Source organism: Rhodoferax sp. (genome assembly GCF_044236835.1).
GTDB lineage: Bacteria > Pseudomonadota > Gammaproteobacteria > Burkholderiales > Burkholderiaceae_C > Allorhodoferax.
This window is the reverse complement of record NZ_JBIIGC010000003.1, coordinates 1-26316: the sequence shown is the minus strand read 5'-3', so window position 1 is coordinate 26316 and position 26316 is coordinate 1. Positions and strand designations below refer to the sequence as shown.

23 protein-coding genes are annotated in these 26316 nt (G+C 64.6%); 15 read left to right on the top strand and 8 right to left on the bottom strand.

The window, feature by feature from the left end; translation table 11 throughout:
* The first annotated feature begins 54 nt into the window (after nt 1-54).
* Nucleotides 55-4197, top strand: a complete 4143-nt coding sequence (locus ACILRC_RS03115) for a pilus assembly protein (protein ID WP_395667886.1) — start codon at nt 55-57, stop codon at nt 4195-4197.
* 89 nt (nt 4198-4286) lie between these two features.
* Here the strand turns inward: ACILRC_RS03115 and ACILRC_RS03110 are convergent, their stop codons facing one another.
* From ACILRC_RS03110 to ACILRC_RS03085, 6 genes are read right to left on the bottom strand one after another with little or no spacing between them, the layout of a single operon-like run.
* A complete protein-coding gene (locus ACILRC_RS03110) occupies nt 4287-5276 on the bottom strand; it encodes a phosphatidate cytidylyltransferase (RefSeq protein ID WP_395667885.1) in 990 nt (329 codons plus the stop codon).
* A 6-nt stretch (nt 5277-5282) separates the two neighbouring features.
* Entirely contained in the window at nt 5283-5894 is a 612-nt protein-coding gene (locus ACILRC_RS03105; protein WP_395667884.1) for a lysophospholipid acyltransferase family protein, read from the bottom strand.
* 35 nt (nt 5895-5929) lie between these two features.
* Nucleotides 5930-6649, bottom strand: coding sequence for a monofunctional biosynthetic peptidoglycan transglycosylase (gene mtgA, locus ACILRC_RS03100; protein WP_395667883.1), 720 nt, complete (start codon nt 6647-6649; stop codon nt 5930-5932).
* A 24-nt stretch (nt 6650-6673) separates the two neighbouring features.
* Nucleotides 6674-7543: a TonB family protein gene (locus tag ACILRC_RS03095; RefSeq protein WP_395667882.1), complete on the bottom strand. Its 870-nt coding sequence runs from the start codon at nt 7541-7543 to the stop codon at nt 6674-6676.
* Nucleotides 7522-9675: a ribonuclease catalytic domain-containing protein gene (locus tag ACILRC_RS03090; protein WP_395667881.1), complete on the bottom strand. Its 2154-nt coding sequence runs from the start codon at nt 9673-9675 to the stop codon at nt 7522-7524. The genes ACILRC_RS03095 and ACILRC_RS03090 overlap by 22 nt, the downstream gene beginning before the upstream one ends.
* Nucleotides 9676-9707: 32 nt before the next feature.
* Nucleotides 9708-10163 (bottom strand): type II secretion system protein N, encoded by a 456-nt coding sequence (locus ACILRC_RS03085; RefSeq protein ID WP_395667880.1) that lies wholly within the window; start codon nt 10161-10163, stop codon nt 9708-9710.
* A gap of 131 nt (nt 10164-10294) precedes the next feature.
* Here ACILRC_RS03085 and gspG point away from each other — a divergent pair, with 131 nt between their 5' ends.
* The 10 genes from gspG to ACILRC_RS03035 all read left to right on the top strand — a co-directional run bounded on the left by gspG (nt 10295) and on the right by ACILRC_RS03035 (nt 19601).
* The gene (gspG, locus tag ACILRC_RS03080; RefSeq protein WP_395667879.1) at nt 10295-10753 is read left to right on the top strand and encodes a type II secretion system major pseudopilin GspG; all 459 of its coding nucleotides are present in this window, start codon (nt 10295-10297) and stop codon (nt 10751-10753) included.
* 7 nt (nt 10754-10760) lie between these two features.
* Nucleotides 10761-11219 (top strand): prepilin-type N-terminal cleavage/methylation domain-containing protein, encoded by a 459-nt coding sequence (locus ACILRC_RS03075; RefSeq protein ID WP_395667878.1) that lies wholly within the window; start codon nt 10761-10763, stop codon nt 11217-11219.
* A complete protein-coding gene (gene gspI, locus ACILRC_RS03070; protein ID WP_395667877.1) occupies nt 11216-11674 on the top strand; it encodes a type II secretion system minor pseudopilin GspI in 459 nt (152 codons plus the stop codon). The genes ACILRC_RS03075 and gspI overlap by 4 nt, the downstream gene beginning before the upstream one ends.
* Nucleotides 11674-12363 carry a type II secretion system protein J gene (locus tag ACILRC_RS03065; protein ID WP_395667876.1) on the top strand — a complete coding sequence of 230 codons (690 nt, stop codon included), beginning with the start codon at nt 11674-11676 and terminating at the stop codon, nt 12361-12363. The genes gspI and ACILRC_RS03065 overlap by 1 nt, the downstream gene beginning before the upstream one ends.
* Nucleotides 12360-13343, top strand: coding sequence for a type II secretion system minor pseudopilin GspK (gene gspK, locus ACILRC_RS03060; protein WP_395667875.1), 984 nt, complete (start codon nt 12360-12362; stop codon nt 13341-13343). Before ACILRC_RS03065 ends, gspK begins: the two co-directional genes overlap by 4 nt.
* A gap of 16 nt (nt 13344-13359) precedes the next feature.
* Entirely contained in the window at nt 13360-14589 is a 1230-nt protein-coding gene (gene gspL, locus ACILRC_RS03055; protein WP_395667874.1) for a type II secretion system protein GspL, read from the top strand.
* Nucleotides 14590-14591: 2 nt separating this feature from the next.
* The gene (gene gspM, locus ACILRC_RS03050) at nt 14592-15125 is read left to right on the top strand and encodes a type II secretion system protein GspM (RefSeq protein ID WP_395667873.1); all 534 of its coding nucleotides are present in this window, start codon (nt 14592-14594) and stop codon (nt 15123-15125) included.
* Nucleotides 15126-15920 carry a type II secretion system protein N gene (locus tag ACILRC_RS03045; protein ID WP_395667872.1) on the top strand — a complete coding sequence of 265 codons (795 nt, stop codon included), beginning with the start codon at nt 15126-15128 and terminating at the stop codon, nt 15918-15920.
* A gap of 82 nt (nt 15921-16002) precedes the next feature.
* A complete protein-coding gene (gene gspD, locus ACILRC_RS03040) occupies nt 16003-18207 on the top strand; it encodes a type II secretion system secretin GspD (protein ID WP_395668088.1) in 2205 nt (734 codons plus the stop codon).
* Nucleotides 18208-18212: 5 nt separating this feature from the next.
* Nucleotides 18213-19601 (top strand): GspE/PulE family protein, encoded by a 1389-nt coding sequence (locus tag ACILRC_RS03035; protein WP_395667871.1) that lies wholly within the window; start codon nt 18213-18215, stop codon nt 19599-19601.
* On the opposite strand, the gene ACILRC_RS03030 is transcribed toward ACILRC_RS03035, so the two are convergent.
* Nucleotides 19588-20337, bottom strand: coding sequence for a heparan-alpha-glucosaminide N-acetyltransferase (locus ACILRC_RS03030; RefSeq protein ID WP_395667870.1), 750 nt, complete (start codon nt 20335-20337; stop codon nt 19588-19590). The genes ACILRC_RS03035 and ACILRC_RS03030 overlap by 14 nt on opposite strands.
* Before the next feature lie 64 nt (nt 20338-20401).
* On the opposite strand from ACILRC_RS03030, the gene gspF reads away from it, so the two are divergent.
* The 4 genes from gspF to ACILRC_RS03010 all read left to right on the top strand — a co-directional run bounded on the left by gspF (nt 20402) and on the right by ACILRC_RS03010 (nt 25774).
* Entirely contained in the window at nt 20402-21634 is a 1233-nt protein-coding gene (gene gspF, locus ACILRC_RS03025) for a type II secretion system inner membrane protein GspF (RefSeq protein WP_395667869.1), read from the top strand.
* Nucleotides 21635-21683: 49 nt separating this feature from the next.
* Nucleotides 21684-22838 (top strand): rod shape-determining protein RodA, encoded by a 1155-nt coding sequence (gene rodA, locus ACILRC_RS03020; protein WP_395667868.1) that lies wholly within the window; start codon nt 21684-21686, stop codon nt 22836-22838.
* A gap of 150 nt (nt 22839-22988) precedes the next feature.
* Nucleotides 22989-24449 (top strand): metalloprotease TldD, encoded by a 1461-nt coding sequence (gene tldD, locus ACILRC_RS03015; protein ID WP_395667867.1) that lies wholly within the window; start codon nt 22989-22991, stop codon nt 24447-24449.
* A 200-nt stretch (nt 24450-24649) separates the two neighbouring features.
* Nucleotides 24650-25774 (top strand): 3-deoxy-7-phosphoheptulonate synthase, encoded by a 1125-nt coding sequence (locus ACILRC_RS03010; RefSeq protein WP_395667866.1) that lies wholly within the window; start codon nt 24650-24652, stop codon nt 25772-25774.
* 8 nt (nt 25775-25782) lie between these two features.
* Here the strand turns inward: ACILRC_RS03010 and ACILRC_RS03005 are convergent.
* A partial coding sequence (locus ACILRC_RS03005) for a glutamate ligase domain-containing protein (RefSeq protein ID WP_395667865.1) occupies nt 25783-26316 on the bottom strand: 534 nt, incomplete at its 5' end.

Sequence of the window (26316 nt, the reverse complement as noted above, 5' to 3'; positions counted from 1 at the left end):
GCCAACCGAACTTCGGGGGCCAACGAAGTACGCAAAATGGGAAGGGGGACGCTTGTGATCACACGCTATTTTGCAGCACGCTCGAAGCGCCTTGCGACCTGGCTAGGAGGCATCGCCGCGCTGGCTTTGGTGTCTTGGCAAGTGGCCGGGCAAGGCGCTTTGGTCGCAATCGCGCCGGTCGCGCTGCCCTCGCAGCCGCTCAACTCGGCTCCGGTAGGCGACAAGCCCACCTTGACTCTGGTGTTGTCGCTCGGGCCACACGCAGCCAGCGCCCAGTACCGCGATCCGCAGGCAACCAGCGCGGACCAAGATAAGAGCTACTCCAATAGCACCGAGTACCTGGGCTACTGGGACGCCAACAGCTGTTACCACTACCACGCCCCCGGAGGCACCGACACCGCGCAGAACCCCCACCGCTTTGTACGCAGCGCAGCAGCCCCGATGCAACCCCCTGCCGAGCGCACCTGCGCCGATGCATTCAGTGGCAACTTCCTCAACTGGGCAGTGACCTCTTCGCTGGACGTCGTACGCATGGCCCTGACCGGAGGCGACCGGATTGCGGATACCGCCGACACTACCGTGTTGCAGCGCGCGGTCCTGCCGCCGGAGGGCAGCCCTGTGGGCGCAGGCGAGGCGCCCTACCAATTTCCGATCAAACTGCTGTTGCCCAGCGGCGGCGCATCGGGCAGACCTTACTTTGGTGCGGTGCCGCAGGAGTGGGTGGCGCGCGGTGGCGGCGTGCAGGCCTTGGTGGTGCGCAACATGGGCAACCAATGGGAGATGGGAAGCGCCAGCCTCTCGGCGCCAATCGGTGCTTCAAACTCTTTGGCCAATGCCCAGCACTTCTATGCTCGGGTGGAGGTGTGCGCCCAGGACGCGCAGGGGCAGTTGCTGGAGTCGCGACCTTGGCCCCGTTGCCAGCGCCAGCCCAGCGGCCACTACAAGCCGACCGGCGTATTGCAAGCCTATGCCGAGCGTTTGCGGGTGGCAGTGTTCACCGCGTTGGCGCAGGCAGACCCTGCGCTGCCACCGGCTCGCTATGGCGCAGCGCTGCGTGCGCCCCTGCAATACATCGGTGCGCGCAGCTTCGATCCATTGGGTCACGAAAACACCCCTGCCAGCGGCAACCCGACAGCCGAGTGGGATGCCCACACCGGCGTGCTGCGCAGCAACCCCTTGGGCCTACCGCAGTTTGGGCTGAGCGGAGTGATCAACACCATCAACCGTTTGGGGCGCAACGGCCAGTACCCAAGTCGCAACGCACTGGGTGAAATGCACCTGGAGGCGTTGCGCTACCTGCAAGGCCAGCAACCGAGCCTCGCTGCGGTGGATGGCCTTGACGGGCGCGCCGACAATCGCGTCTACGGCGGCCTGCCAGCGTACACGCGCTGGGCCGACCCCTATGCCGGGCGCGACCCCAGCGCAGACCACAGCTGCCAGCGCGCGCACCTGCTGGTGCTGGGTGCGCAGGCAGCCACCGACCACGCGCAGCGGCCCGCGCCCAACCCAGCCATGGATCTGCCTGACATCGGCCTTTGGAGCGCCACGGTGCGGCACTTCGAGACGCAGGCCCTCGCCAGCTACACCGACGTCTTCGGTACCCGCCGCACAACCACCGGCCGCTTGCCCGGGCCGAATGCGGTGTTTCCCGGACCCGACGGCGCCTACCGGCTGCAGCTTTACGGCAGTGCGTACTGGGCCCGATCCCAGGACATCCGTGACTTGGGTTGGGACCGCAGCGGCGCACGCAGCAAAGCGTGGCGTGGCCTGCGGGTGCGCACGATGGTGGTCGACACCACGCCAACAGCGTTCCAAGAGGCCGACCACGACAACAATGCGTTGTTCATGGCTGCCAAGTACGGTGGCTATGCAACCGACGCGTCCGATGTTGCAGCCGGTGTGTACAACGCTTGGGGCAATCCGTTTGTGCAGTCGGGCGACGGTGGCGCTTCGGATATGGGCCAGGTGACGCCCGCCATGGGGCCGCGGGCTGACTACATCTGGGCCAGCGCGCAGCCCGGCCGTGAGGGAGTGGCCCAGACCTACTTCCGCGCTGCCGCACGACCGCTTGACACCCTGCGGGCGTTTGAGGCGCTGTTTGCGCAGGCGCTGGCTGCTCCTCAGAGCGGCGCGTCCGGCACGGTGGCATCTACCACGCTCACTGCCCAAGGTAGCATGTTGTACCGCAGTGTGTACGACAGCAGCGACTGGCAGGGCGATGTGCTGGCCTACCCCATCAAGTGGGATGCCCAGCGGGGGGTCACTTTCGACAACATGCCACTTTGGAGCGCAGCGGCTCAGCTGCGCTCATTGCCGGATGCGGATCGCAGTCGCAACATCGCGGTCGGTGTGCCCGGCTCGGGTGCGCTGCAGCGGGCGGTGGAGTTTCGTTGGGCCGCGTTGCCGCCGGTGCTGCAGCAGGCCTTGGGACGGGCCCACCCTGGGGCTGTGCCCGACGCACTGGGGCCCGAACGGGTCTCGCGGCTTCGCGGCCAGCGGCTGGGCGATGTCATCCGGTCAGAAGTGGTCTACAGCGGTGCACCCGCGCCAGGGCAATTCAGTGTGGCGACTTATGCCGCGTTCGCAGCGGACCACGCGCAGCGTCGACCGGTGGTGCTGGTTGGAGCCAATGACGGCATGCTGCACGCCTTCGACGCCGCCTCGGGTAACGAGCTGTTTGCCTATATCCCGAGTTGGTTGGTACCCCATCTCCCAGCACTTCTTGCGCCCAACTACGCCGAGAACCACCGCGCTTACGTAGATGCCACGCCTACCGTGGCGCAGGCCGAGCTGCGCAGCGGCTGGGCAACGGTACTGGTCTCAGGTACCGGTGCCGGTGGCAAGGGCGTGTTTGCGCTCGATGTGACCCACCCAAGTGCCTTCTCAGCCGACAAGGTGCTGTGGGAGTTCACCAGCGCAGACGACCCCGACTTCGACTTGGGTCATGTAATGGCTCGACCGCAGGTACTCAAGCTGCGCACCAGCGCCGCCTCAGCGCAGCGCCCCACCTACCGTTGGTTTGCGGTAGTGGGCAACGGCGTCAACAGCTACCTCAGTGATGCTGGCGCAGGCGCCAGCCGTACCGGCATGGCCACGCTGTACTTTTTAGACCTCAGCAAACCTGCGGGCCAACCTTGGTTGGCCGGTCAGAACTATTTCAAAGTCAGCTTTCCAACCCAGCACGCACTGCAGGCCGATATGCCCACCGGGCTGGTCGACTTCAGCGCCGTGCTAGATGCACAGCAGGCCGTCTCTGTGCTCTACGCCGGCGACTTGCACGGGCAGTTGTGGAAGCTTGACTTCTCTCGCGCCGCCAGTGCGGATTGGCAGTTGATGACGCTCTCCGCATTCCATACTGGCACAGCTGCGGCGCGCAGGCCGGTGCCCTGGTTCACCGCTCAAGACGCACAGGGGCGCGCGCAGCCTATCACCCTGGCGCCCAGCGTATCACCAGGCGCGCCAGGCGCACCGCGGCTGGTGGTGTTTGGAACCGGAAAGCTGCTGGAGGCCGCCGATGTGGAGTCCACCGGGGTGCAGACCTTGTACCTGCTTCAAGACAATGGTTTGGCGCTGCCCAATACAGCTGAACCATCGGGTGCCATCGTTGGGCGAGGGCGTTTGGAGGCGGTCACGCTGCGGCCGCCTGGCGTGAACCTGGAGGCGCCAACCCAGCCTTCAGAGCAGGCCGCCCCCGGCCCAATCGCCCCAGGTCCACCATCTGCGGGCTGGTACTTTGACTTCTCTGCGGCGGGCGAGCGGCTGGCCGGCCCGGTGCGGGTCTTGCCATCCCAGCTGCTGTTCACCAGCGTTATTCCCCAAGCGCGTGGGTCGACAGGCGGCGTCTGCAGAAAGGGCGAGGGCACGGGGTTTCACTACCTGCTGGACATGGCGACCGGCCAGGGTTTGCAACGCGCTGTCCGTACCGGCCCGTCGGCGGGCCTGCTCTTGCTGGACGTGCCTGAGGCCGCACGCAGCACCGCGCCCGACAGCGCCGGGCGCAGGACCAAGACCGTGGTACGCGCCCTGGTGCAGCAAGGTCCGCACGGCGTGGCAGATGGCGCAGATTTGGACTTCTCAGTCACGCAGCGCTGTCCTGCGGACATGCCGCCGGGCCTTCTATGCACCCAGGTGAATGCTGGGGTCTTGAGCTGGCGCCAGATCAGCAACTACACGCTGCAGCGCGCTGCAGCTTGGTAAGGTGCTTGCCACCATGGCAAAAGTAGGCCGCAAGCACCTGGCAGCACATCCGGTGATGCACCGACAGACGACGCAGACTACCCTACAGGCTACAACTCGAAGTACCAACGCGCCGAATGGAAAAACACCGGTGCCGCAAAGCACAGCGCATCGACCCTGTCGAGCAGGCCGCCCGCCCCGGTCACGGCGCGCCCCTGTGCGCCCCAGCTTGGGATGCCCCGGTCGCGCTTGAGTGCCTTCATGACAAAGTGCCCCAGGGTGCCAGCACAACAGGCGATAAGTGAGAACACAAAGGCGGTGGCGGGAACCCAGGGTGTGATGCCGGCCAAGGCCGCGCCCAAGAGGCTGGCCACCAGCATGCCGACGCCAGCCCCAGTCCAATGGAAGCTGCTGCTGATGGCCGGTGCCACCGCAGACCGCTTCCAATGGCGCCCCACGAGGTGCTGTGTGACCATGCAGACCTGCACTACGATGACCAGGAAGAACACCATGAAGGCATTGCGCCGGTCGTAGCCGGGGAAATCCAACATCAACAGCGCAGGCACATGGCTCATGCCGTACACGCAGACCATGATGCCCCACTGCAATTTGGCATTGCGCTCCAGGAAACGCTGCGGGTCGTTGGCCAGCGCGCTCACGACCGGCAGTGCCAGAAACGCGTACACCGGGATGAACACTGCGAACATATCAAAGTGCCCACTGCCTACCAACCAGTATTGCGTGGGCAGCACCGCAAAAAAAGCAAGAACCAGACTGCGGTGGTCGCCGCGCCGGATGGGCGAGAGGGTCAAAAACTCCCGCAAGGCGAAAAAAGAAACCAGACCAAATAGGGACAGTGCCACCCAGTTTCCCATCATCCAACCCAGCCAAAACACCAGCACCATCACCCAACTGGTGCGCACGATGCCTTGAAAACTCTTCAGGCTGGCGCGCCGGCGCTGGGCTGCGTCGGCATCGGCGAAGTCCCGGATGGAAAACACAAACAACAGCAAGCTGGCCAGCGCCAGCACGCCAAACACGACCACAAAGAGTGTGCCGATTTGCTGCGTGGGGGACAGGTTTCTCAGGTAGATGTACATGTTGGCCTAAGCATCGCGCAAGGCCAGCACCGCAGCGCGCGCGCGCTCCAGAAAGCTGCGGTGCGCCTCGCCCGCTTGCAGCGCGATGGGCGCACCAAAGGTCACGGAACACAGCACCGGCACCGGCACCACCTCGCCCTTGGGCAGAACATGCTGCACGTTGTTGATCCACGCGGGCACCAGAACCACCTTGGGGAAGCGCTGCGCGAGGTTGTACAGCCCGGCCTTGAAGGGTTGCGGATCGCCAGTGTGGCCGCGGGTGCCTTCGGGGAACAAGATGATGGAGTCGCCGTTCTCAAGTGCTTCTATCAGCGGCTCTAGCGGGTCTTCGTCGGCGCTGCGCTCGCGCGAGACGTAGATCACATGGAAGACGCGGGTGGTGAGCCACTGCTTGAGCGGCGTCTTGGTCCAGTAGTCGCGTGCGGCGATGGCCCGGGTGACACTGCGCAACTCATGCGGAAGTGCTGCCCACAGCAGCACCAGATCGGCGTGGCTTTGGTGGTTGGCAAAGTAGATACGCTGCTCGGCCTTGGGTGGGCAGCCCAGCCAGCGGGCCTGTGAGCCGGTCAAGACACGTACCACGCCAAGCAAAAAATAACGCACCAGTGTCGCCAGCATGGGTGAGATGATACCGACGGCGCTTGGTCCCAAGCTCAAGGCGGCAGCTGTGCGTCATCCATGCGCTGCACGATCACGGCTGCACGGCCACTCAGGTACGCCGAGTTGGGCAGCTTCTCAAAGTGCTTTGGGCGCGGCAACATCACGGCGAGTCGGGCGGCTTCAAAAGCGCTGAGTTGCTGCACTGGCTTGCGAAAGTAGTGCTGCGCGGCGGCCTGCGCGCCAAACACGCCTTGGCCCCACTCCACATGGTTGAGGTAGATCTCTAGGATGCGCTCCTTGGACAGCAGTTGCTCCAGCACCAGGGTCAACACCAGCTCCTGGCCTTTGCGCAACAAGGTGCGCTCCCCGGAGAGGAACAAATTCTTGGCCAGTTGTTGGGTGATCGTGGAGCCGCCAACGACCTTTGGGGGGCGGGTGGATTTGCGCTGCTCGGCCCGCTGCTCGGCACGGGTGTTGCGGGCCCAGGCTTTTTCCAGCGCATCCCAATCCACGCCACCGTGGCTGGCAAAGCCGTCGTCCTCGGAGGCAATGACGGCGCGTTTGAGCCGGTCCGATAGCTGCGGGTAGTCCACCCACTCTTGTCGCCATGGCAGTGCGCCTTGGGCTAGAGCAATCTGCCACGCCTGCGAGCGCTCGAAGGCGGTGGACTGCACATCAACCACCGCCATAGACGCAATCCGCAGGACAAAAAACACCTGCATGGCCGCAACCGCAAGTGCAAACATGACCAGCCAACGCAGTGCGGTCTTCATCGTGCAGTTTTCATGGTTCGAGCGTCATGGCCCGGTCGATACCTTGGTTTCCAAGGTTTCCTCTCGGGTAAAGCGAAAGCGCGACACGACCAGCAGCTGGTCCATCTGTGCGCGCATAGCTTTGGGGAACGCCCCAAAGGGGCCGGCGGTGCGGGCGATGGCAGCGGCACGGCGGTCCAGCGTGGGAATGCCCGAGCTTTGCATCACCTCGGTGGACAGCACCTTCCCATCGAAGTTCACCGTGACCACCATGGTGAGTTCGCCATACAGCTTCTTGCCGTTGAGGGTGGGAAAGTTCTCGGTTCCGCGTGCTTCTACCGCGCGCCGGAACGCGTCGTAGTAGGCGGCGTGCACGCTTTCGCGCGTGACCGGGCTGATGTAGCCTTTCTTCGGGCGCGCGTTCTCGGCTTGGATCCGTCGCTCAATCTCCGCGAGGATTTTCTCCAGCTGGCGACGCCGCTCCTCTCGCGCCGCACTGGCGGTATCGCCCGCTTCTTGGGGTTGGGGCAGGGCGCTGATTTGGCTGCGCACTTGCGCCAGCAACAGGTTTTGCTGGTCCTGCATTTGTTGTAGTGCACGGGCGCGGCTTTGCTCTTGGGTTTCGCCTGCTTGGCTAAGGTCTGACGCGGGCAGTGGGCTGGTAGCGCGCCCGCTCTCAGCCTGGCCACCACCGTTGAGCGAAGCCTGCGCAATGGCCTGGGCCATCTCGGGGGCATCTTTGCTGCGGGCGTTGACCAAAATGACTTCCAGCGGCGTGTCTTCAAACACCCGGTTGAAGGACTCGGGAGCGACAAAACGTACGGTCAACAGGCTGGCATGCACCGCCAGCGAGGCGCCCAGCGCCCAGTGCAGGGTGCTGATACGCGTTGGTGTCACGGCGTGCCACCTGTCCATGGCGCGGGTGCGGAGTCTTCCGCCGGCGCGGACTCGGCACTCGCTGATTTGCCAGGCAGGTCGTCGCCTGCTGCTTCGGGCGCGTCGTTCAGGTCCACCGCAATCGTGATCGGCCCGGCCATGGCGTCATCGTTGTCCTCGTCGTCACCGGGGCCTTCTGCGACGAAGTCATCGCCACCCTGCGGGTTCGCAGCCACCGGGGTGTCCAGACGCTCGATCACCGTGCCCTGCACGTCGAGCGTGATCAGGTCCATTGCACCGAGCTTGACGCGTACTCTGGCATTGCGCGGTAGGCCCTGGGTACCTACCACCTGCAGCACCAGCGGAATGTCTTCGGCGCGCACCAGGTTGTCTTTGACCACGCTGGCCGTCAGTTCGGTGCAGCCCAGTTGCTGCAGGTAGCGCAGGGTCCAGAAGCGCTCCATCGCGCTCTGGTAGCCGTTGTACGCGCTGTAGGCGGCATCGAAGCTGCTGATGATGGAAAACAGGTCCGCGTCCTTGGGCTTGAAGGGCGCCACCAGGGCTGCGGTCTTGCCGTGGCGCGCGCAAGCGATGATTTGCCATTGGTTGACCAGATCGGTATAGCGGCGCAGCGGCGAGGTGCTCCAGGCGTAGCTTTTGACGCCGATGCCCGCGTGCGGCAGTGCCTTGGTGCCCATGCGCACTTTGACGCCGGGCGCAAGCGACGCCTGGCTACGGTAAATGCCGGGCACGCCCAGCTCCGCCATCCACTGGCCCCAGGTGCTGTTGGCCAGAATCATGGCCTCGGCGACGATCAGGTCCAGCGGCGCGCCGCGCTGACGCAGGCCGATGGACACCAACTCGGTGCCCTGGGGCTCCTGGCCGTCGTTGCCTTGCAGGCGGAAGTTGTAGTCCGGGCGGTTAAATGTTTCGGGCTTTCCGCGCACCAGCTCGCGTTTGGCCTTGAGGTCCTTGGCGAGTCGGAACAAAAAGGCGAGCTCGCGGCGCAGTGTGGGCATTGGCGTGGGGTCGTCTGCGCCGTGCACAAAGCTTGGATCGGTCAACCACGGCTCGGTGACCACCGCGTCGAGTTGGTCGTGGCGCAGGTTGTGGGCGATGGGCACCGACTCCAGCCGGGTTTCAGACGATTGGATTGCCAAGCTGGCTTCGTCCAGTGTGACGTACAACGACACCGCGGGGCAGTTGCGCCCGGCTTGCAAGGTGTAGGTTTGCACTACCTCGTCGGGCAGCATCGTGACTTTGTAGCCCGGCATGTACACGGTGGATAGGCGCGCGCGCCCAACCAGGTCGACCGCACTGCCCGGCAGCACCGCGAGCGCCGGTGCGGCGATGTGGATGCCCAGCGTCACCGTGCCGCTACCCAGGCCTTGCACCGAGAGGGCGTCGTCAATTTCTGTGGTCTGCGAATCGTCAATGGAGAACGCCTGCACGCTGGCCACCGGCAGTGGTTCGGCAATCGCCGGTGCTGCCAAAGCCGGAAAACCAGTGCCCTTGGGAAAGTTTTCCATCAAAAAACGCTTCCAGTGGAACAGGTATGGCGAGGCAATTGCTCCCGCCTTTTGCAGCAGTGCCAGTGGAGCGGTTTGGGTGGCGCGCGAAGCGTCGACTACGGCCTTGTACTCGGGCGCGTTTTTGTCGGGTTTGAACAGGATTTTGTAGAGCTGTTCTGCAATCGGCGCAGGGCAACTGCCTTGGCCCAATTCGGTGGCCCATTGGGCAATTTGCTCGGCCACGCGCCGCTTTTTTTCAATGGCTGCCAGTGCCTGCGCGATGACTTCGGCTGAGGCTTTGCGAAAACGCCCTTTGCCGGCGCGGCGGAAGTAGTGCGGCGCCTCAAACAAGGCCAGCAACATGCCCGCTTGTTGTTGTGGGGTGGCTTGCGCAGAGAAGTAATCGCGGGCCAGATCGGCGAATCCGAACTCGTCTTCAGGAGAAAACTCCCAAGCCAAATCCAACTCGATGGTGTCGGCCAAACTGCGCGCGGCGGCCATCCAGGCGGCGCTGGCGCTGGTCTCAAAGCGCAGCAGCAGGTGGCTACTTTTGACTTTTACGCGCTTGCCGCTGTCGAGCTCCACCTGCGCTGAGGCCTCGGCTTCAGACAACACCCGCCCAGCCATGAAACGGCCCGCTTCTTCGAAGAGTACATGCATGAAACGAATTGTCCCATGCGGGCCCCAGCGCCTTAGTTGGTTGCGTCGGCCGCGGGCATGTCCAGGATGTGGGTTTGGCTGCGGTCAGCGCCGCGCGCCAAGGTGGCTTGGCGCGGCGCGACTGTATGTAGAACCCATTCTTCGGTGACAGTGCTGCCCACCCTGAAGGCTTTGGGCGGCAAGTCGTTGACAGAGATGATCGCGGCTCCCCGGCCGTTGCTGCGTGCCAGTACGCCTACCAGTTTGAACTGTTCGGAGCGGTCCTGCACCGGCGCATTGGTCACGGGCTGAGGACGACCGCCCAGCACCCCGACTACCGCGCCCAGTGCGGCCGTGGGGAGTTCGGATTGCGCCGCCGCCGACGCTGGCGCTGCAGGTTGTGCCTGCTGCCACTGCAACGCCCAATAGACCGCACTGGCACCGAGCAGCAGCGCGGAAAAAAATGCGCCGAGCCGCGGTGCCCAAGGGGAGTAAACATTCCGTTGCATGATTGCGATTATCGTGTAAGCATTCCTTCACCCCTTACCATGGACTGCCGCCCCAGAGTCGCGTGGATTCTTGGCTGCGTTTTCTGGCCTTTGTTTTTTTGTTTCTTGGCTCTTTATTGGGTCTTTCTTGTATGACACGCCATTTGCATCTCCAACGACCCCGTCCATCCACAGCTGCAACCCGCCTTGGTGGCTTTACGCTCATTGAGTTGATGGTGGTGCTGGTCATCATTGGCGTGCTGGCGGCGCTGATCGTTCCCAATGTGCTGGACCGTGCCGACAGTGCGCGCGTCACCGCCGCCAAGGCCGACATTGCCAACCTGGGCCAAGCCCTCAAGCTGTACCGGCTGGACAACCAGCGCTACCCCAGCGCGCAGCAGGGTCTGCAGGCGTTGGTGGCCAAGCCCAGCGTGGACCCCATTCCGCCCAACTGGCGGCCTTACCTCGACAAACTGCCCGACGATCCTTGGGGCCGCCCCTACCAGTACCTTAACCCTGGCATCCAGCGTGAGATCGATGTGATGTCCTTCGGTTCCGATGGCACAGCTGGTGGTGAGGGCACCGGTGCCGACATCGGCAGCTGGCAGTAGCCTCGCGATGGGTCGGCAGCCCCGACACACCGCCACCACAGCGGCTGCGTGGGTCGTCCGTGGCGTGACTCTCCTGGAGCTGCTGGTGGTGGTGTCCATCATCGCCATTGCGGCGGCCGGCGTGGCCATGGCTTTGCCAGACAGCGGCCAGGCCCAACTGGAGCGCGAGGCGCAGCGTCTGGCCAGCCTGTTGGAGTCAGCCCGCGCCCAGTCCCGCCTGACCGGCACGGTGGTGCGTTGGCGGGTCACGCCCAGCGGCTTTCGGTTTGAGGGCGTGCAGCCCGACTCCCTGCCCAGCAACTGGCTGGACTCCGCCACGCGCGCGCCGGTCGGTGCCTGGCTCGTGCTGGGTCCAGAGCCTATCCTGGCGCCGCAAGGCGTCACCTTGCGCGGTAGCCAGCCTTCGGCGCCTGGTTGGCGTGTGGCCAGCGACGGGCTGCGCCCCTTCCAGGTGGAGCGCCCATGATGGCCGGGCCTGCGGCCACGGCCCAGTTGCAAGGCGTGCACCGGAGCCAGGCGCATCCGTTCGGTGGGCGCAGGCCCACAGGCCACCGACCCTTGGCACGCCGGCGCCAGTGGGGCTTTACGCTGGTGGAAGTGCTGGTGGCGCTGGGCATCGTGGCGATTGCGCTGACTGCGGGCATCAAGGCCAGCAGCGCACTGGCGTCCAACGCACAGCGCCAGTCCGACGCCTTAATCGCCCAGTGGTGTGCCGAAAACGCGCTCATCCGCATCCGCCTCACGAGGCAACTTCCCTCGGCGGGCGACACCGAAGAGGTGTGCGAGCAAGCGGGGCAACAATTGCAGGTGGTAGCCAGTGTGCGGCCCACGCCCAACCCCAACTTCATGCGCGTGCAGGCCAAGGTACTGCGCGGGCAGACCCCGCTGCTCCAACTCACTACGGTGGTGGGGCGTTACTGATGTGTACGCAGGGCACGTCAGCGCGCACATTGCGCGGCTTTACCTTGGTGGAGCTGCTGGTGGCGTTGGCAGTGATGGCCTTGATGTCGGTGATGGCTTGGCGCGGGCTCGACGCCATGGCCCGCGCCACCACCCACACCCAGCAACGCTCCGACGCACTCATGGTGCTGCAAACTGGCATGGCGCAATGGGGGGTGGACTTGGACGCCATGGTGGACCCGCCCAAGCCCGGCCCCGCCAAGCCGGACCCGTCCGCGCCCGCCGCCCTGGACTGGAATGGGCAGGTGCTGCGCCTGACCCGCACCGACCCCGCCGGAGCGCAGTTCGGCCTGCGGGTGGTGGCGTGGGGCCGTCGCGAGGTGCAAGGCGTGCCGCACTGGCTTCGCTGGCAGTCGCCGCCCATTCGCGACCCGCTGGCCTGGCGCGCGGCCTGGGCTCAGGCTGCACTCTGGGGCCAGAACCCGGGCGATGCCGAGCGCCTGCAAGAACTAGCGGTGCTGCCGCTTTCAGACTGGCAGATCTTCTACTTCCGAAATGACGCCTGGAGCAATCCGCTATCCAGCGCCGAGAACGCCACCGCCACGCCCGACGCAGTGCGCCTGGTCCTGACGCTGCCCAGCGGCGGTGTGCTGGCTGGCAAGCTGACGCGCGACTGGATTCGTCCCGCGGTGGCGGGCCCCAAGTCATGAGGCCAGCGTCTTTGCACCAGCCTTCGGCGCGCCAGCGCGGCGCAGCCATCCTGACCGCCATGCTCACCGTCACCCTGGTGGCCACGCTGGCGTCGGCGGCGTTGTGGCAGCAGTGGCGCGCGGTCGAAGTGGAAAGTGCCGAGCGAACCCGCACGCAGATGACCTGGGTGCTGACCGGTGCGCTGGACTGGGCCCGCCTCATCCTGCGCGAAGACGCCCGCACCAGCGCGGTGGACCACCTCTCCGAGCCTTGGGCCTTGCCTCTGGCTGAGGCACGCCTTTCGAGCTTTTTGGCGGTGGACCAGAACAACACCGACGGTGCGATGGAGGCCTTTTTGTCGGGCCAAGTTACCGACCAACAAGGCTTGCTTAACCTGGCCAACCTGGTCGAAGGCGGCGAGGTGTCGGGCGCCGACTATGCCGCGTTTGACCGCCTGTTCAAGCAACTGGGAATTCCCAAGTCGCAGCTCGCACGTTTGGCTGATCAGCTGCTGCTTGCCAACCGCCCAGGACCACCCGTTGCGGATGCGCCGGGGGTGCTTGGCCCCCAGCGCTTGGAGCATCTTCTTTGGTTAGGCCTGCCCAGCAGCAGCCTGCAGGCGCTGCGCCCGTATGTCACCTGGCTGCCCACCCGCACGCCGGTGAACCTCAATACTGCGCCCGCGCAAGTGCTGTCTGCGGCGCTGCCAGGCGTGGACCTGCGCCTGGCGCAGCAGATGGTGACCCAGCGCGCATTGACCCATTACGCCAACGTGGCCCAGGCACTGGAGGCGGCCAAGTTGAGGGTCGACCAAGTCGACGTGGCTCGCCTGGCGGTCGCCTCGCGGTACTTCATGGTGCATGGGCAGCTGCGCCTGGGCAATACGGTGGTGCAGGAAGCCTCGCTGGTAAGCCGAGACGGCACCACAGTCACGGTGTTGTGGCGCGCGCGAGAGGCCCTGTCGTCGCCAGCCGGTGCGGTTGCCGCGTCTCTACAATGACCGCCATCCCACGCCCATGTCGACCCTGATTCTTTCCCTGCCCCTTGCATCCGGTCCCCACGCGCCAGAGTACGACTTTGTCGTGCTGCGCGACGACGGACTGTCGGATGCGCATGGGCGCGCGCTGGCCTCGCTGCTCCCGCACAGTGCGCGCCAAGCCAAAGAGGTGGTGGCTGTCATTCCCGGCGCCATGCTGTCGTGGCACAGCTTGGTGCTGCCGGCGCGGGTGGTTGCTGGCCTGCTGGCGGGTCGCACCGATGCCCAACGCGCCCGCGCGGTGCTGGGTGGTGCATTGGAAGAGCATTTGCTTGACGAGCCCGTGCAGCTGCACTTCGCTGTCTTTGGCGGTGCGGCTGCGCAGACGCTGTGGGTGGCGACGTGCGACCGCGCCTGGCTGCGTGCCGCTGTGCAAGCGCTTGATGTGGCTGGTCTCCAGCTTGCCCGGTTGGTGGCCGAATACGAGCCGATGCCAGACCCGGCCACTGCCCGAGTGACGGTGACTGACGCGCTCGCCCCGGCCCAGGCCGCCTTGTGCACAGCGGCCGGGGTAAGCTTGCTGCCCTTGGGTGATGCGGTGGCCCGTCTGGCCCAGCCGCATCACCCGTTGGAGTTGCTGGCAGAACCGTCGGTGATGGGCCTGGCCGAACAGTGCTTTGGCGTGCCGGCTGTGGCACAAACCTCGGCGCAGCGTTGGATTGCGGCGGCACGCTCGCCCTGGAACTTGGCGCAATTGGAGTTCAAACCGTCCCAAAGCGGGCGGCTGTCGCGCCGCATGGCGGCAGCCTGGTCAGAGCTGCTCCATGCGAAACACTGGCAGCCCTTACGCTATGGTCTGCTGGCCTTGCTGCTGCTGCAGATGGTGGCGCTCAATGCTTTGGCCTACAAGCAAGAAGCCCAGCTCGAAGCCCAGCGCGCCGCGGTCCGCTCGGTGTTGTTGGAAACCTTTCCCAACGTGCCGGTTGTCATCGATGCACCGCTGCAGATGCAGCGCGAGGTGGCTGCGCTGGCTCGCGCCCGTGGCCAGGAGGGGGCCGATCTGGCCCGGCTTCTCACCGCGGTCGGCACCGTGCTGGGAGTGAACAAGCCGGTGACCACCCTGGATTTCTCTGCCGGCGCTTTGCGTGTGCGGGCCAGCCAACTCAGCGACCAGGATGCGGCCGACTTGACCGCAGTCTTGGGTGGCCAAGGTTGGACCGCGAAGTTGCAGGGTGACCAGTTGGTGCTCTCGCAACAAGGGGCTCCGTGATCATGTCTGCACCAGCAAGCGCTTGGACTGGATGGCGTACGCTGCGCGCTGCGCTCGCCACGCGCTTTGCCGCGCTGGCGCCGCGTGAGCGGCGCGCCTTGCAGACGGCCGTTGTTGTCGTCGGCTTCGCATTGGTGTGGTGGGTGGTCCTGGCGCCTGCGCTGGGCACCCTCACAAAGGCGCCGGCGCAGCGCCTGCAGTTGGAGCAGCAGCGCGATCGCATGCTGGCTTTGCAGTTGCGCGCGCAAACATTGCAGGCCCAGGCCACCTTGTCCCCGGCCGATGCCTTGCAGGCCTTGCAGACGGCGGTTTCCGCCTTGGGTAGTGGAGCCAGCTTGCAGGTGGTCGGCGAGGTGGCGACGGTCAAGTTGCAGCAGGTCAGCGCCGACGCACTCGCCCAGTGGCTGGTGCAACCGCAGGTGGGGACGCGGCTGCAGCCCGTCGAGGCGCGGTGGGTGCGCGATCCGGGGCCCGTGCCGGCTTGGAGTGGCACCTTGGTGTACCGACTGCCTGCGCTCGACGCACGGACTCCGTAAATGCAGCGCACGCCGTCTTCCAACTCTACCGCCGCCGCTTGGACCTGGGCTGCTTGCGGTCTGCTGGTTGGCGCTGTGTTGGCCACGCTTTGGTGGGCGCCCGCTGCCTGGTTGGTGCGCACGGTCGCTGCGACCACCCAGGGCAAGGTGCTGCTCACTGACGCCACCGGCACCGTATGGTCGGGCTCTGCCGGGCTCACACTTACTGGCGGCGCTGGCAGCCGTGATGCGGCGCGCCTGCCCGGGCGGGTGCACTGGTCGCTGGCGCCGGGTTGGGGCACGCTGCGCCTGAAGCTGGGCGCCGATTGCTGTACCACCGATCCTTTGGAGCTTGCGCTTGCGCCAGCCTGGCCGGGTTGGACGCTGCATATTGCGCGCCACCAATCGCGCTGGCCAGCGTCTGTGCTGGCGGGTTTGGGCACGCCTTGGAACACGCTGCAGCTTCAGGGCAACCTGGTACTCGACACCTCCGCCATGGTGCTTACCACGACGTTCGACCGTTGGACCTTGCAAGGCAGCGTCCAGCTCGACGCGCAGGAAATGCAGTCGCGCCTGTCGGGCCTGCGCCCGCTGGGCAGTTACCGCCTAGGTGTCACAGGCGGCGACCAGCCTGCGTTGACGCTGTCCACCCAACGTGGCGCGCTGCAACTTCAGGGTCAGGGGCGCTGGACGGCCGGACGCTTGCGCTTTGAAGGCGAAGCCAGCGCCACGCCCGAGCATGCGCAGGAACTCTCCAACCTTCTCAATATCATCGGGCGCCGCGACGGTGCACGCTCCGTTATCACCTTGGGCTAGTGCTATGCCACGTCTACTTCGACTGTCTTCTTTGTGCGTAGCGAACGCCTCCTGCGTGGCGCACGCAGCCCCGCCCACCACGGTGCCATCGGCCGGAGCGCGAGCAACCTGCGCTGCGCCCTCACGGGCTGCCCAAGCTGCTGCGGCCTTGCTGCTGTTTGCCAGTTTGATTGCGGCGTTGCCGCAGCCGGTGCGCGCCCAGGCCGCAGCGCCAGCGGGCGGGCCGGTCACCCTGAGCTTTAGCAATGCGGACATCGAAGCGGTGGCTCGCGCCATGGCGGCAATCACCGGCCGCCAAGTCGTAGTGGACCCCCGGGTGAAAGGGACTATCACCCTGCAAAGTGACAAACCCTTGTCGCCCAACGCGGCCTACAACCAGTTTTTGGCGGCGCTGAGGCTGCAGGGCTTCACGGTGGTGGAGTCCGGGGGGCTTGACAAGGTGGTGCCCGAGGCCGAAGCCAAGCTGCAAAGCGGCGCAGTGAATGCGGGTGCGCTGACCGGTGGGGGCGCGGGTGGCAGCAGCCAGGTAATGACGCAAATCTTCAAGCTCAATTTCGAGAATGCCAGCAACCTGTTGCCGGTGCTGCGCCCGTTGATCAGCCCCAACAACGTGATCAACGTCAACCCAGGCAATAACTCCTTGATCATTACCGACTACGCCGACAACCTGCAGCGCATCGCCCGCATCATTGCGGCCAGCGACGTGGCCAACGGTACCGAAGTCGAGGTCATTAGCCTCAAGCATGCGATTGCGTCCGACCTGGCGCCCTTGGTGCTGCGCTTGGCCGATTCGAGCACACCAGGTGCCGCAGCCCAGGGCCAAACCGACAACTCCTTTCGCACCACGCTGATTGCCGAGCCGCGCAGCAATTCGTTGATTCTGCGCGCGGCCAATCCTGCCCGCGTCGCACTGGTGCGTTCGCTTGTTGCCAAGCTCGACCAGCCGGCGGTGCAGGGCAGCGCAGGTACCGGCAACATCCACGTGGTCTACCTGAAGAACGCTGACGCCACCAAGCTAGCTGCCACGCTGCGGGCCGTCCTGTCTGGCGAGGTTCGCAGCCCGGGCACGCCGAGTGCAGGCGCGGGCGTAGGCGCAGGCAGTGTGGCCGCCAGCGCAGCAGCCAGTCCGACCAGCACCGCCGGTCAGATTCAGGCCGATGTGGCCACCAATGCGCTGATCATCACTGCGCCCGACCCGCAGTACCGCCAGTTGCGTGAGGTCATCCGCATGCTCGATGCCCGGCGAGCGCAGGTGTTTGTGGAGAGCCTGATTGTTGAGGTGAACGCCGCGCGCGCCGCCGAATTTGGCATCCAGTGGCAAGGCCCCATCGGCAACACCAGCGGCGGCACCATAGGCCTTCTGGGTACCAACTTTGGAACCGCCGGCAGAAATATTATCAGTCTGTCCGCGCAGGCTGGCGGTGTGGCGCTGCCCGGCAACGGCTTGAATGTGGGTGTGGCCACGCAGTACACCAAGGGGGTTTACACGCTAGGCTTTTTGGCGCGCTTTTTGGAGGCAAACGAGGATGGCAACGTCCTGTCCACACCCAACCTGCTGACCTTGGACAACGAAGAAGCCAAGATCGTGATCGGACAGAACGTGCCCTTCGTTACCGGCCAGTACACCAACTCGGGTGGGGGCGGCAACGGCGCAACGGTGACCCCGTTCCAGACGATCGAGCGCAAAGACGTGGGGCTGACGCTCAAAGTCAAGCCGCAAATCAGCGAGAGCGGCACCGTCAAGCTGTCGATCTTTCAAGAGGTCTCCAGCGTGCAGTCGTCCAGCGTCAACTCCTCAACGGGACTGATCACCAACAAGCGCTCCATTGAGTCCAACGTGTTGGTTGAGGACGGCGCCATCGTAGTGCTCGGTGGCTTGCTGTCAGACGACTACTCGGGTAACGATGACCGAGTCCCGGGGCTGGCGGACATCCCCATATTTGGAAATCTGTTCAAGAGCGAATCGCGCAGCCGCAAAAAGACCAACCTGATGGTGTTCCTGCGCCCGGTGGTGGTGCGTGATGCGGCGGGTGCCGAGGCCTTGTCCGCAGGTCGCTACGAACAGATGCGCAAAGTACAAACCGATGCGCAGCCGCTGGAGAACGACCGCCTGCCCATCAACGCAGCACCGATACTGCCTGGCCCGGCCTTGGCACCGCCCGCCACGGGCGCACCTGTCCCCGCCACCGGCGTTCCGGCTGCGCCTGCGCAGGCCGCGCCACAGCCTGCAACGTCGATGCCAGTGGCGCCACTGCCCGCTGCACCCGGTGCGGCCCTGCCGCAATAGCCACCATGCGCTACCCGCTGCCCTACGCGTTCGCCCGCAACCAGCAACTGCTGCTGGAAGACAGCGGTGACACGCTGACCTTGTGGGTGCACCCGCAAAGTCCTACGGCTGGCATCGCGGAGGTGATGCGCCGCCACCGCGCACACCGGGTGGAAGTGGAAGCAGCGGCGGGCTTGCAGCAGCGCATCAGCGCGGCCTATGCGCAAGGTGAGTCCAGCGCGGCCTCGGTGGTCAGCGAGGTGGAAAGCGACGCCGACCTCTCGCGCATGATGCAAGAGCTGCCCGCCGTGGAAGACCTTTTGGAAACCGCCGACGACGCGCCCATCATCCGCATGCTCAACGCCTTGCTCACGCAGGCCGCGCGCGACGGCGCGAGCGACATCCATATCGAACCGTACGAGCGGCACAGCAGCGTGCGCTTTCGGGTGGACGGCACGCTGCGCGAGGTGGTGCAGCCCAACCGAGCGCTGCATGCGGCGCTGATCTCGCGCCTCAAAATCATGGCGCAGCTTGACATCTCCGAGAAGCGCCTGCCGCAGGATGGCCGTATCTCGCTGCGCATTGGCACCCGCGCCATGGATGTGCGGGTCAGTACCCTGCCCAGCGCCCACGGAGAGCGCGCGGTGCTGCGCCTGCTCGACAAAAGTCAAAACAAGCTGGAGCTTGAGGCGGTCGGTCTGCATGGCGAGGTGCTGCGGCGCTTACAGCACCTCATCGACCAGCCGCACGGCATCATTTTGGTGACCGGCCCGACCGGCTCAGGCAAGACCACCACGTTGTACGCTGCATTGAGCCGCTTGGACGCCGGGCGCAGCAACATCATGACGGTGGAAGACCCGATCGAGTACGAGCTTGCCGGTGTCGGGCAAACCCAGGTCAACCCGAAGATTGACCTGACATTTGCCAAGGCGCTGCGCGCCATCCTGCGCCAAGACCCAGACGTAATCATGATCGGCGAGATCCGCGATTTCGAGACCGCGCAGATTGCCATCCAGGCCTCGCTAACCGGCCATCTGGTGCTGGCTACCTTGCATACCAACGACGCTGCCAGTGCGGTGACCCGCCTGACCGACATGGGGATTGAACCTTTCTTGCTGAGTTCCAGCCTACTGGGTGTGCTGGCCCAGCGGCTAGTGCGCAAGACATGCATCGCCTGCGCAGGAACTGGCTGCGCGGTATGCGCACACACGGGCTACCACGGCCGCACCGGCATCTTTGAGCTGCTGGTAACGGACGAAGCGCAGCGCGCCTTGATCCACCGAAAAGCATCCGAGGCCGAGCTGCGTGCTGCCGCACTGGCTGCGGGCATGGTGCTCATGCGCGACGATGGCGCGCGTTTGGTAGCCGGTGGCGTAACCACCGCCGAAGAGCTGGTGCGCGTTACCCGCGACTGAGCCAGCCCCAGGCCAGCAAGCCACCGATCAGCACTGGCTGGTGCGCCATGTAGTACGACAGGCTCCAGCGTCCCAACCGCGCCAGCAGAGGCACACCGCCGTGGGTTAGCCAGTGCGCCCTGTGCTGCAAACACCACTGGCCGCTGGCCACGCCCCACCACATGGCGCCCAGCCACGGCATCAGTGGCGCGTAGTCCTCGGTCACTGGTTTGCGGTTGATAAGCCCAAGCCAATTGAAGGCCGGTGTGTTCAAGAACTCCAAAGCAGGGAACTGCTGGTGGGCACCTTTGGCCAGTATCGGCAGCAGCATGGCCAGCGCCCCGAGCGGCCACAGCCAGCGCCCCCAGTGCTGCGTGGCCCGCGCCACGATCAACATCAGTGCCAGGCCATGCAAGATGCCGAAGTAGATAAAGCTGTCTGGGTACATCACCACCGAGCCCACAGTCACTAAGACAGCGCACAACGCGATCTGGCGCCAGCGCCGCCAAAAGCGCGGCCAGCCCTGCCCTTGGTGCGCTGCCAACGCCTGGCCCATGCCCGCACAAAACACAAACAGGGTGACGATGGCGCTGCGTTGCACCGTCCAAAACGGGTCGTTATAGAAGTCGGCCTGCAGGTGGCCAAAGTGCTGCAAGTCAAAGCACAGGTGAAAACCGGTCATCCAGAGCATGGCGAAGCCGCGCAAGCTGTCCAGCGCCGACGCGCGCTCGCCGATGGGACGGGAAGAGGGGTGCAAAGTCGGACGCATGGCACATTGTCACTGAGCGCGTTGGCGTGGGGGCTCGTGGTATGTTCCAAGCATGCCCGCCTACACTTTTTCAGCGCTGGACCAACAAGGCCAAGCCCATAAAGGGACCTTGGAGGCCGACAGCGCTAAGTCGGCCCGCGCCCAGCTGCGGGCCCAGGCGATGATTCCCTTGGCGGTAGAGCAGGTGGCTTTGGGCCAGGCGGTGCGTGGCAGCGCCGGCAGTCCATCGACAGGTTGGTGGACAGCCCGGGTCTTCACTGCGAACCAGTTGGCGGTCTGGACGCGTCAGCTGGCCTCACTGGTCAGCTCCGGTCTGCCTCTGGAGCGCGCGCTGGGGTCGTTGGCCGAAGAAGCAGACCGCGAGAGCGAGCGCAACCTCAATGCTGCTCTGCGGGCCGCGGTGAACGGTGGCAGCAGCTTTGCCAAGGCCTTGGGCGAGCACCCGCGCGAGTTTGCAGACATCTTTGTGGCGGTGGTCGGTGCCGGTGAGCAAAGCGGCCATTTGGGGCTGGTCCTCTTGCGCCTAGCCGAGGACCTGGAAGAACGGCAGGTGCTCAAGTCCAAGTTGATTGGCGCGGCGCTGTACCCGGCCATCGTCTCCTTGGTTGCCTTGGTTATCGTGCTGTTTTTGGTGGGCTACGTCGTGCCGCAGGTGGCACAGGTGTTTGCCGGTACCAAACACGCACTGCCTTGGTTGACCCGTGTGATGCTTTTGGTGAGCGACTTGGTGCGCGGCTATGGGTGGCTGGCTTTGCTGGTACTGGCTTGCATTGCGGGCGTAGGCCGCTGGATGCTGCAAAGGGCACCTGTGCGTGAGCGCTTTGATGCGGCCTGGTTGAACCTGCCGGTGGTGGGCAAGCTCGCGCGCCTGTACAACGCGGCGCGCTTTGCCAGCACCTTGTCCATGTTGTGCGCCGCTGGGGTGCCGATTTTGCGTTCGCTGCAGGCGGCCTCGGACACTTTGGGCAACCATGCGCTGCGCCGCGATGCACAAGACGCGCTGGTGCTGGTGCGTGAGGGAGCGCCCCTGGCATCGGCTCTGGCGCAAAAAAAGCGTTTCCCTGGCCTGCTGTCCATGTTCGCCCGGCTAGGCGAACAAACGGGCCAGTTGCCCGAGATGCTAGAGCGCGCCGCGCGCCAGTTCAGCACCGAAGTACAACGCCGCTCCTTGGCGCTAGCCACTGTTCTGGAGCCCCTGCTCATCGTCGCCATGGGCTTGATCGTGATGTTGATCGTACTGGCGGTGCTGATGCCCATCATCGAACTCAATCGCTGGGTTGGCTAGCGTTCTGCGCGGCGCGGCTTGAGCAAGGTGCGCGAGATAATCGCAGGCCATGGCAACCCGTTTTGGTCAACCTTCACTTCGCCGACGCCTAGCTCCCTGGTTTGCGGGCTTTGATGGCCCCTTGGCGCTGGCCGTTCTGGTACTGGCTTTTGCTGGCATGCTGACCATGTACTCGTCTGGTTGGGACCACGGCACCCGCTTCGTGGATCACGGCCGCAACATGCTGATTGCTGCGGCCATTATGTTTGTGGTGGCGCAAGTGCCACCCCAGCGCCTGATGGCTTTGGCGGTGCCGCTGTACCTGGTCGGCGTCGCCTTGTTGGTGGGGGTGGAGCTGGTGGGTATCACCAAAAAGGGCGCGCAACGCTGGATCGATGTGGGCTTGGTCATCCAACCCAGCGAGATACTCAAGATCGCGATGCCGCTGATGCTGGCATGGTGGTTTCAAAAGCGCGAGGGCCAGCTGAGGCCCCTGGATTTTTTGGTGGCCGGGGTCCTGCTGGCGGTGCCGGTGCTGCTCATCATGAAGCAGCCCGACCTCGGCACATCCTTGCTGGTGCTCGCTGCAGGTCTGTCGGTCATCTTCTTTGCTGGCATGCCGTGGAAGCTGGTGGTTCCGCCGGTGTTGGCGGCGGTGGTGGGTATCGTGTTGCTGGTGGTGCTGGAGCCCACCTTGTGCGCCGAGGGGCTGCGCTGGGCGGTGCTGCACGATTACCAGCAGCAGCGCATCTGCACCTTGCTGGACCCCACTCGCGATCCGCTGGGTAAGGGCTTTCACATCATCCAGGGCATGATAGCCATCGGCTCGGGCGGCTTCTTTGGAATGGGCTTCATGCAAGGCACCCAAACCCACCTGGAGTTCATTCCCGAGCGCACCACCGACTTCATTTTTGCCGCCTTTTCCGAGGAGTTTGGGCTGGCGGGCAACTTGTTACTGCTGTCGGCCTTTTTGTTTTTGATCTTTCGCGGCCTGGCCATCGCACTGGAAGCACCCACTTTGTTTGCCCGCTTGCTGGCGGGCAGCGTCACCATGATTTTTTTCACCTACGCTTTCGTCAACATGGGAATGGTCAGCGGCATCTTGCCGGTGGTGGGCGTGCCACTTCCCTTCATCAGCTACGGCGGTACCGCCATGGTGACCCTGGGCTTGGCGCTAGGGATATTGATGTCCATTGCAAACTCGAAGCGGCTGGTGCAAAGCTAGACATGAACGTTTCTGGTGGATGCTCTTTTGCCACGCCAGCATGTAAGCCAACGGGTGAGCGCTCACGCGCCATTGACTGCCCCTGCGCGTCCCAAAGGGCATAGATCGTCGCTGCGCCAGCCGCGGTCCGCACACACCTAAAATGACCGGATGATCTCCCGCGAACCTACCCTTGAACGCTTGGCGATCGCCAAGTCCCTGATGCTCACACCTTTCGGCTTGGACGAGTCGCACTTGTCCAAAGCGCTGGGCGAGATCCGCGCCCACGCTGTCGACGAGGCCGATTTGTACTTTCAGTACACCCGCTCTGAGAGTTGGAGTCTGGAGGAAGGCATTGTCAAGAGCGGCTCGTTCAGCATCGACCAAGGCGTTGGCGTGCGTGCGGTTAGCGGCGAAAAAACAGCGTTCGCCTACTCGGATGACATCTCTGAAGCGTCTCTCCTCGACGCCGCCCGTACGGTGCGCACCATCTCTGCGGCGGCAAAGGGCGGACGCGTCAAGGCCGCCAGTCGAAAGCTCGCTTCGAGCCGTGCGCTGTATACCGGCGTGGACCCCATTTCCACCTTAGACAGCGTCACCAAGGTGGCTTTGTTGGGCAAAGTAGAGCGGCTGGCGCGTGCCAAAGATCCACGGGTCGCCCAGGTGATGGCTGGCTTGGCCAGTGAGTACGACGTGGTGTTGGTTGCCCGCGCCGACGGCACCATAGCTGCGGATGTGCGTCCCTTGGTGCGCCTGTCGGTGACGGTGATTGCCGAGCAGAAGGGCCGCCGCGAGATGGGCTCCAGCGGTGGCGGTGGCCGATTCGGTTTAGCTTACTTTTCCGACGAGCAGATTGCCACCTACGTCAATGAAGCGGTGCACGCCGCCCTTACCAACCTGGACGCCCGCCCAGCGCCTGCGGGCGAAATGACGGTGGTTCTGGGCCCTGGCTGGCCAGGCATCTTGTTGCACGAGGCGATTGGCCACGGCCTGGAGGGTGACTTCAACCGCAAAGGCTCTAGCGCCTTCAGTGGCCGCATCGGCCAGCGGGTTGCTGCCAAAGGAGTGACCGTGTTGGACGACGGTACCTTGGCCGACCGGCGCGGCTCGCTCAATGTGGATGACGAGGGCAACACCAGCCAGCGAAATGTGCTGATCGAAGACGGCATCTTGAAGGGCTACATCCAAGATGCGATGAACGCGCGCCTGATGGGCGTGGCCCCTACCGGCAACGGCCGCCGCGAGAGTTATGCGCACATCCCCATGCCGCGCATGACCAACACCTACATGCTGGGCGGCGACAAAGACCCGCAAGAGATCGTCAAGAGCATCAAGAAGGGTCTGTACGCCACCAACTTCGGTGGTGGGCAAGTCGACATCACCAGCGGCAAGTTTGTGTTTTCCGCCAGTGAGGCCTACTGGGTGGAGAACGGCAAGGTTTTGTATCCGGTGAAGGGCGCCACCATCGTGGGCAATGGCCCCGACGCGCTGACGCGGGTCAGCATGATTGGCAACGACATGCGGCTGGACAGCGGGGTGGGCACCTGCGGCAAAGAAGGGCAAAGCGTGCCGGTCGGAGTGGGGCAGCCCACGCTGCGCATCGATGGCCTGACTGTGGGCGGAACCGCCTGAGCGTGGTCCGCAAAAGCTGTGCTACATTGCCGTCCATGGTTTCGCGTTCTTATTTTTTTGGCTTCTTTTGGTTCTCAAGCGCCTGCGGCGGTAGAGAGATTTGAAGCGTGCTGAAGTAAACGTTCCGAACCCTCCAAAAACCGCCGGCTCCCCCGGCGGTTTTTTTATGTTCATTCACCCACGACCCTGGAGTTCCCCACATGACCGCTTCCAGCCACCGCAGCGCCGAACCGCACGGCGACCGCACCGGAATCACCGACGACGAACGCATCAAGGACATCACCGTGTTACCACCGCCCGAGCACCTGGTGCGCTTTTTCCCGATCCGTGGCACCGCAGTCGAGGGCTTGATCTCCGACACCCGCCGCACCATCCACAACATCATGGCGGGCAAGGACGACCGGCTGCTGGTCATCATCGGGCCGTGTTCCATCCACGACCCCGGCGCGGCACTGGAGTACGCCCGCCGCCTCCAGGCGCAGCGCATCGCCTACGCCGACACGCTGGAAATCGTGATGCGGGTGTACTTCGAGAAGCCACGCACCACGGTCGGTTGGAAAGGGCTGATCAACGATCCGTACCTGGACGAGAGCTTTCGCATCGACGAGGGTCTGCGCATTGCGCGCCAACTGCTCATCGAGATCAACCGCCTGGGATTGCCCGCAGCCAGCGAGTTTTTGGACGTGATTTCGCCGCAGTACCTGGGCGACTTGATCGCCTGGGGTGCGATTGGCGCGCGCACCACCGAGAGCCAGGTGCACCGCGAATTGGCCTCCGGTTTGTCGGCACCCATCGGCTTCAAGAACGGCACCGATGGCAACATCAAAATCGCCACCGACGCGATCCAGGCGGCAGCCGGTGGGCACCACTTTTTGTCGGTGCATAAAAACGGTCAGGTCGCCATCGTGCAGACCAAGGGCAACCCGGATTGCCACGTGATTCTGCGCGGTGGCAAGGCGCCCAACTACGATGCCCAGAGCGTGGCCGAGGCCTGCGCCGAGTTGGCCCGAGCCAAGTTAAGCGCCACGCTGATGGTCGATTGCAGCCACGCCAACAGCAGCAAGCAGCACGAAAAGCAGTTGACCGTCGCCGCCGACATCGCCACCCAGCTCGCATCCGGATCGCGCAGCGTTTTCGGCGTGATGGTGGAGAGCCATCTGCAAGCAGGTGCCCAGAAGTTCACGCCTGGCAAGGACCGTGTGGACCAACTCGAGTTCGGCAAGAGCATCACCGATGCGTGCCTGGGTTGGGACGATTCGCTCAAGACTTTGGCGCTTTTGTCCGAGGGTGTTCAGGCGCGGCGCAAGCAAATGGCTGGCGCCTAGACCGGCGCTTAGTCGCTTGGGGCGCGCAGGGCGTCGGCCAACTTTTGGTGGATGCCGCCGAAACCGCCGTTGCTCATGCACACGATGTGGTCGCCCGGGCGTGCCACGTGTGCGATGCGTGCCACCAACGCGTCCACCGTGTCTATCACCTCGGAGCGCGCACCCATGGGCGCGAGCGCCTCTGACGCGTCCCAGCCCAAGCTAGCACTGTGACAAAACGCCAGGTCGGCCTGCTCCAGACTCCAGGGCAATTGCGCTTTCATCGCGCCGAGCTTCATGGTGTTGGAGCGCGGTTCGAACACTGCCAGAATGCGCGCGCCACCCACCCTGCGGCGCAAGCCGTCCAGGGTGGTGCGGATGGCGGTGGGGTGGTGCGCAAAGTCGTCGTAGATCGTGACCGGCGGCAAATCTACGTCGGAGGTGTGGGCTGCGGCCTTGGACAGCGTGATGCGCTCGCGCACCTCCATGCGCCGCTTGACGCTCTCAAAACTTGCCAGCGCAGCGGCTGCGTCGGCGGGCGCCACGCCCACATGCTCGGCCGC

Bases quoted from the DNA above. Each gene is read 5' to 3' on its own strand.
- ACILRC_RS03105 (WP_395667884.1), bottom strand. From the start codon at position 5,894: ATGCTGGCGACACTGGTGCGTTATTTTTTGCTTGGCGTGGTACGTGTC.
- ACILRC_RS03095 (WP_395667882.1), bottom strand. From the start codon at position 7,543: ATGGACAGGTGGCACGCCGTGACACCAACGCGTATCAGCACCCTGCAC.
- gspF (WP_395667869.1), top strand. From the start codon at position 20,402: ATGCCCGCCTACACTTTTTCAGCGCTGGACCAACAAGGCCAAGCCCAT.
- ACILRC_RS03010 (WP_395667866.1), top strand. From the start codon at position 24,650: ATGACCGCTTCCAGCCACCGCAGCGCCGAACCGCACGGCGACCGCACC.
- gspK (WP_395667875.1), top strand. From the start codon at position 12,360: ATGAGGCCAGCGTCTTTGCACCAGCCTTCGGCGCGCCAGCGCGGCGCA.
- gspI (WP_395667877.1), top strand. From the start codon at position 11,216: ATGATGGCCGGGCCTGCGGCCACGGCCCAGTTGCAAGGCGTGCACCGG.
- ACILRC_RS03075 (WP_395667878.1), top strand. From the start codon at position 10,761: ATGGGTCGGCAGCCCCGACACACCGCCACCACAGCGGCTGCGTGGGTC.
- ACILRC_RS03090 (WP_395667881.1), bottom strand. From the start codon at position 9,675: ATGCATGTACTCTTCGAAGAAGCGGGCCGTTTCATGGCTGGGCGGGTG.
- rodA (WP_395667868.1), top strand. From the start codon at position 21,684: ATGGCAACCCGTTTTGGTCAACCTTCACTTCGCCGACGCCTAGCTCCC.
- gspL (WP_395667874.1), top strand. From the start codon at position 13,360: ATGTCGACCCTGATTCTTTCCCTGCCCCTTGCATCCGGTCCCCACGCG.
- ACILRC_RS03110 (WP_395667885.1), bottom strand. From the start codon at position 5,276: ATGTACATCTACCTGAGAAACCTGTCCCCCACGCAGCAAATCGGCACA.
- ACILRC_RS03085 (WP_395667880.1), bottom strand. From the start codon at position 10,163: ATGCAACGGAATGTTTACTCCCCTTGGGCACCGCGGCTCGGCGCATTT.
- tldD (WP_395667867.1), top strand. From the start codon at position 22,989: ATGATCTCCCGCGAACCTACCCTTGAACGCTTGGCGATCGCCAAGTCC.
- mtgA (WP_395667883.1), bottom strand. From the start codon at position 6,649: ATGAAGACCGCACTGCGTTGGCTGGTCATGTTTGCACTTGCGGTTGCG.
- gspM (WP_395667873.1), top strand. From the start codon at position 14,592: ATGTCTGCACCAGCAAGCGCTTGGACTGGATGGCGTACGCTGCGCGCT.
- ACILRC_RS03035 (WP_395667871.1), top strand. From the start codon at position 18,213: ATGCGCTACCCGCTGCCCTACGCGTTCGCCCGCAACCAGCAACTGCTG.
- ACILRC_RS03065 (WP_395667876.1), top strand. From the start codon at position 11,674: ATGTGTACGCAGGGCACGTCAGCGCGCACATTGCGCGGCTTTACCTTG.
- gspG (WP_395667879.1), top strand. From the start codon at position 10,295: ATGACACGCCATTTGCATCTCCAACGACCCCGTCCATCCACAGCTGCA.
- ACILRC_RS03045 (WP_395667872.1), top strand. From the start codon at position 15,126: ATGCAGCGCACGCCGTCTTCCAACTCTACCGCCGCCGCTTGGACCTGG.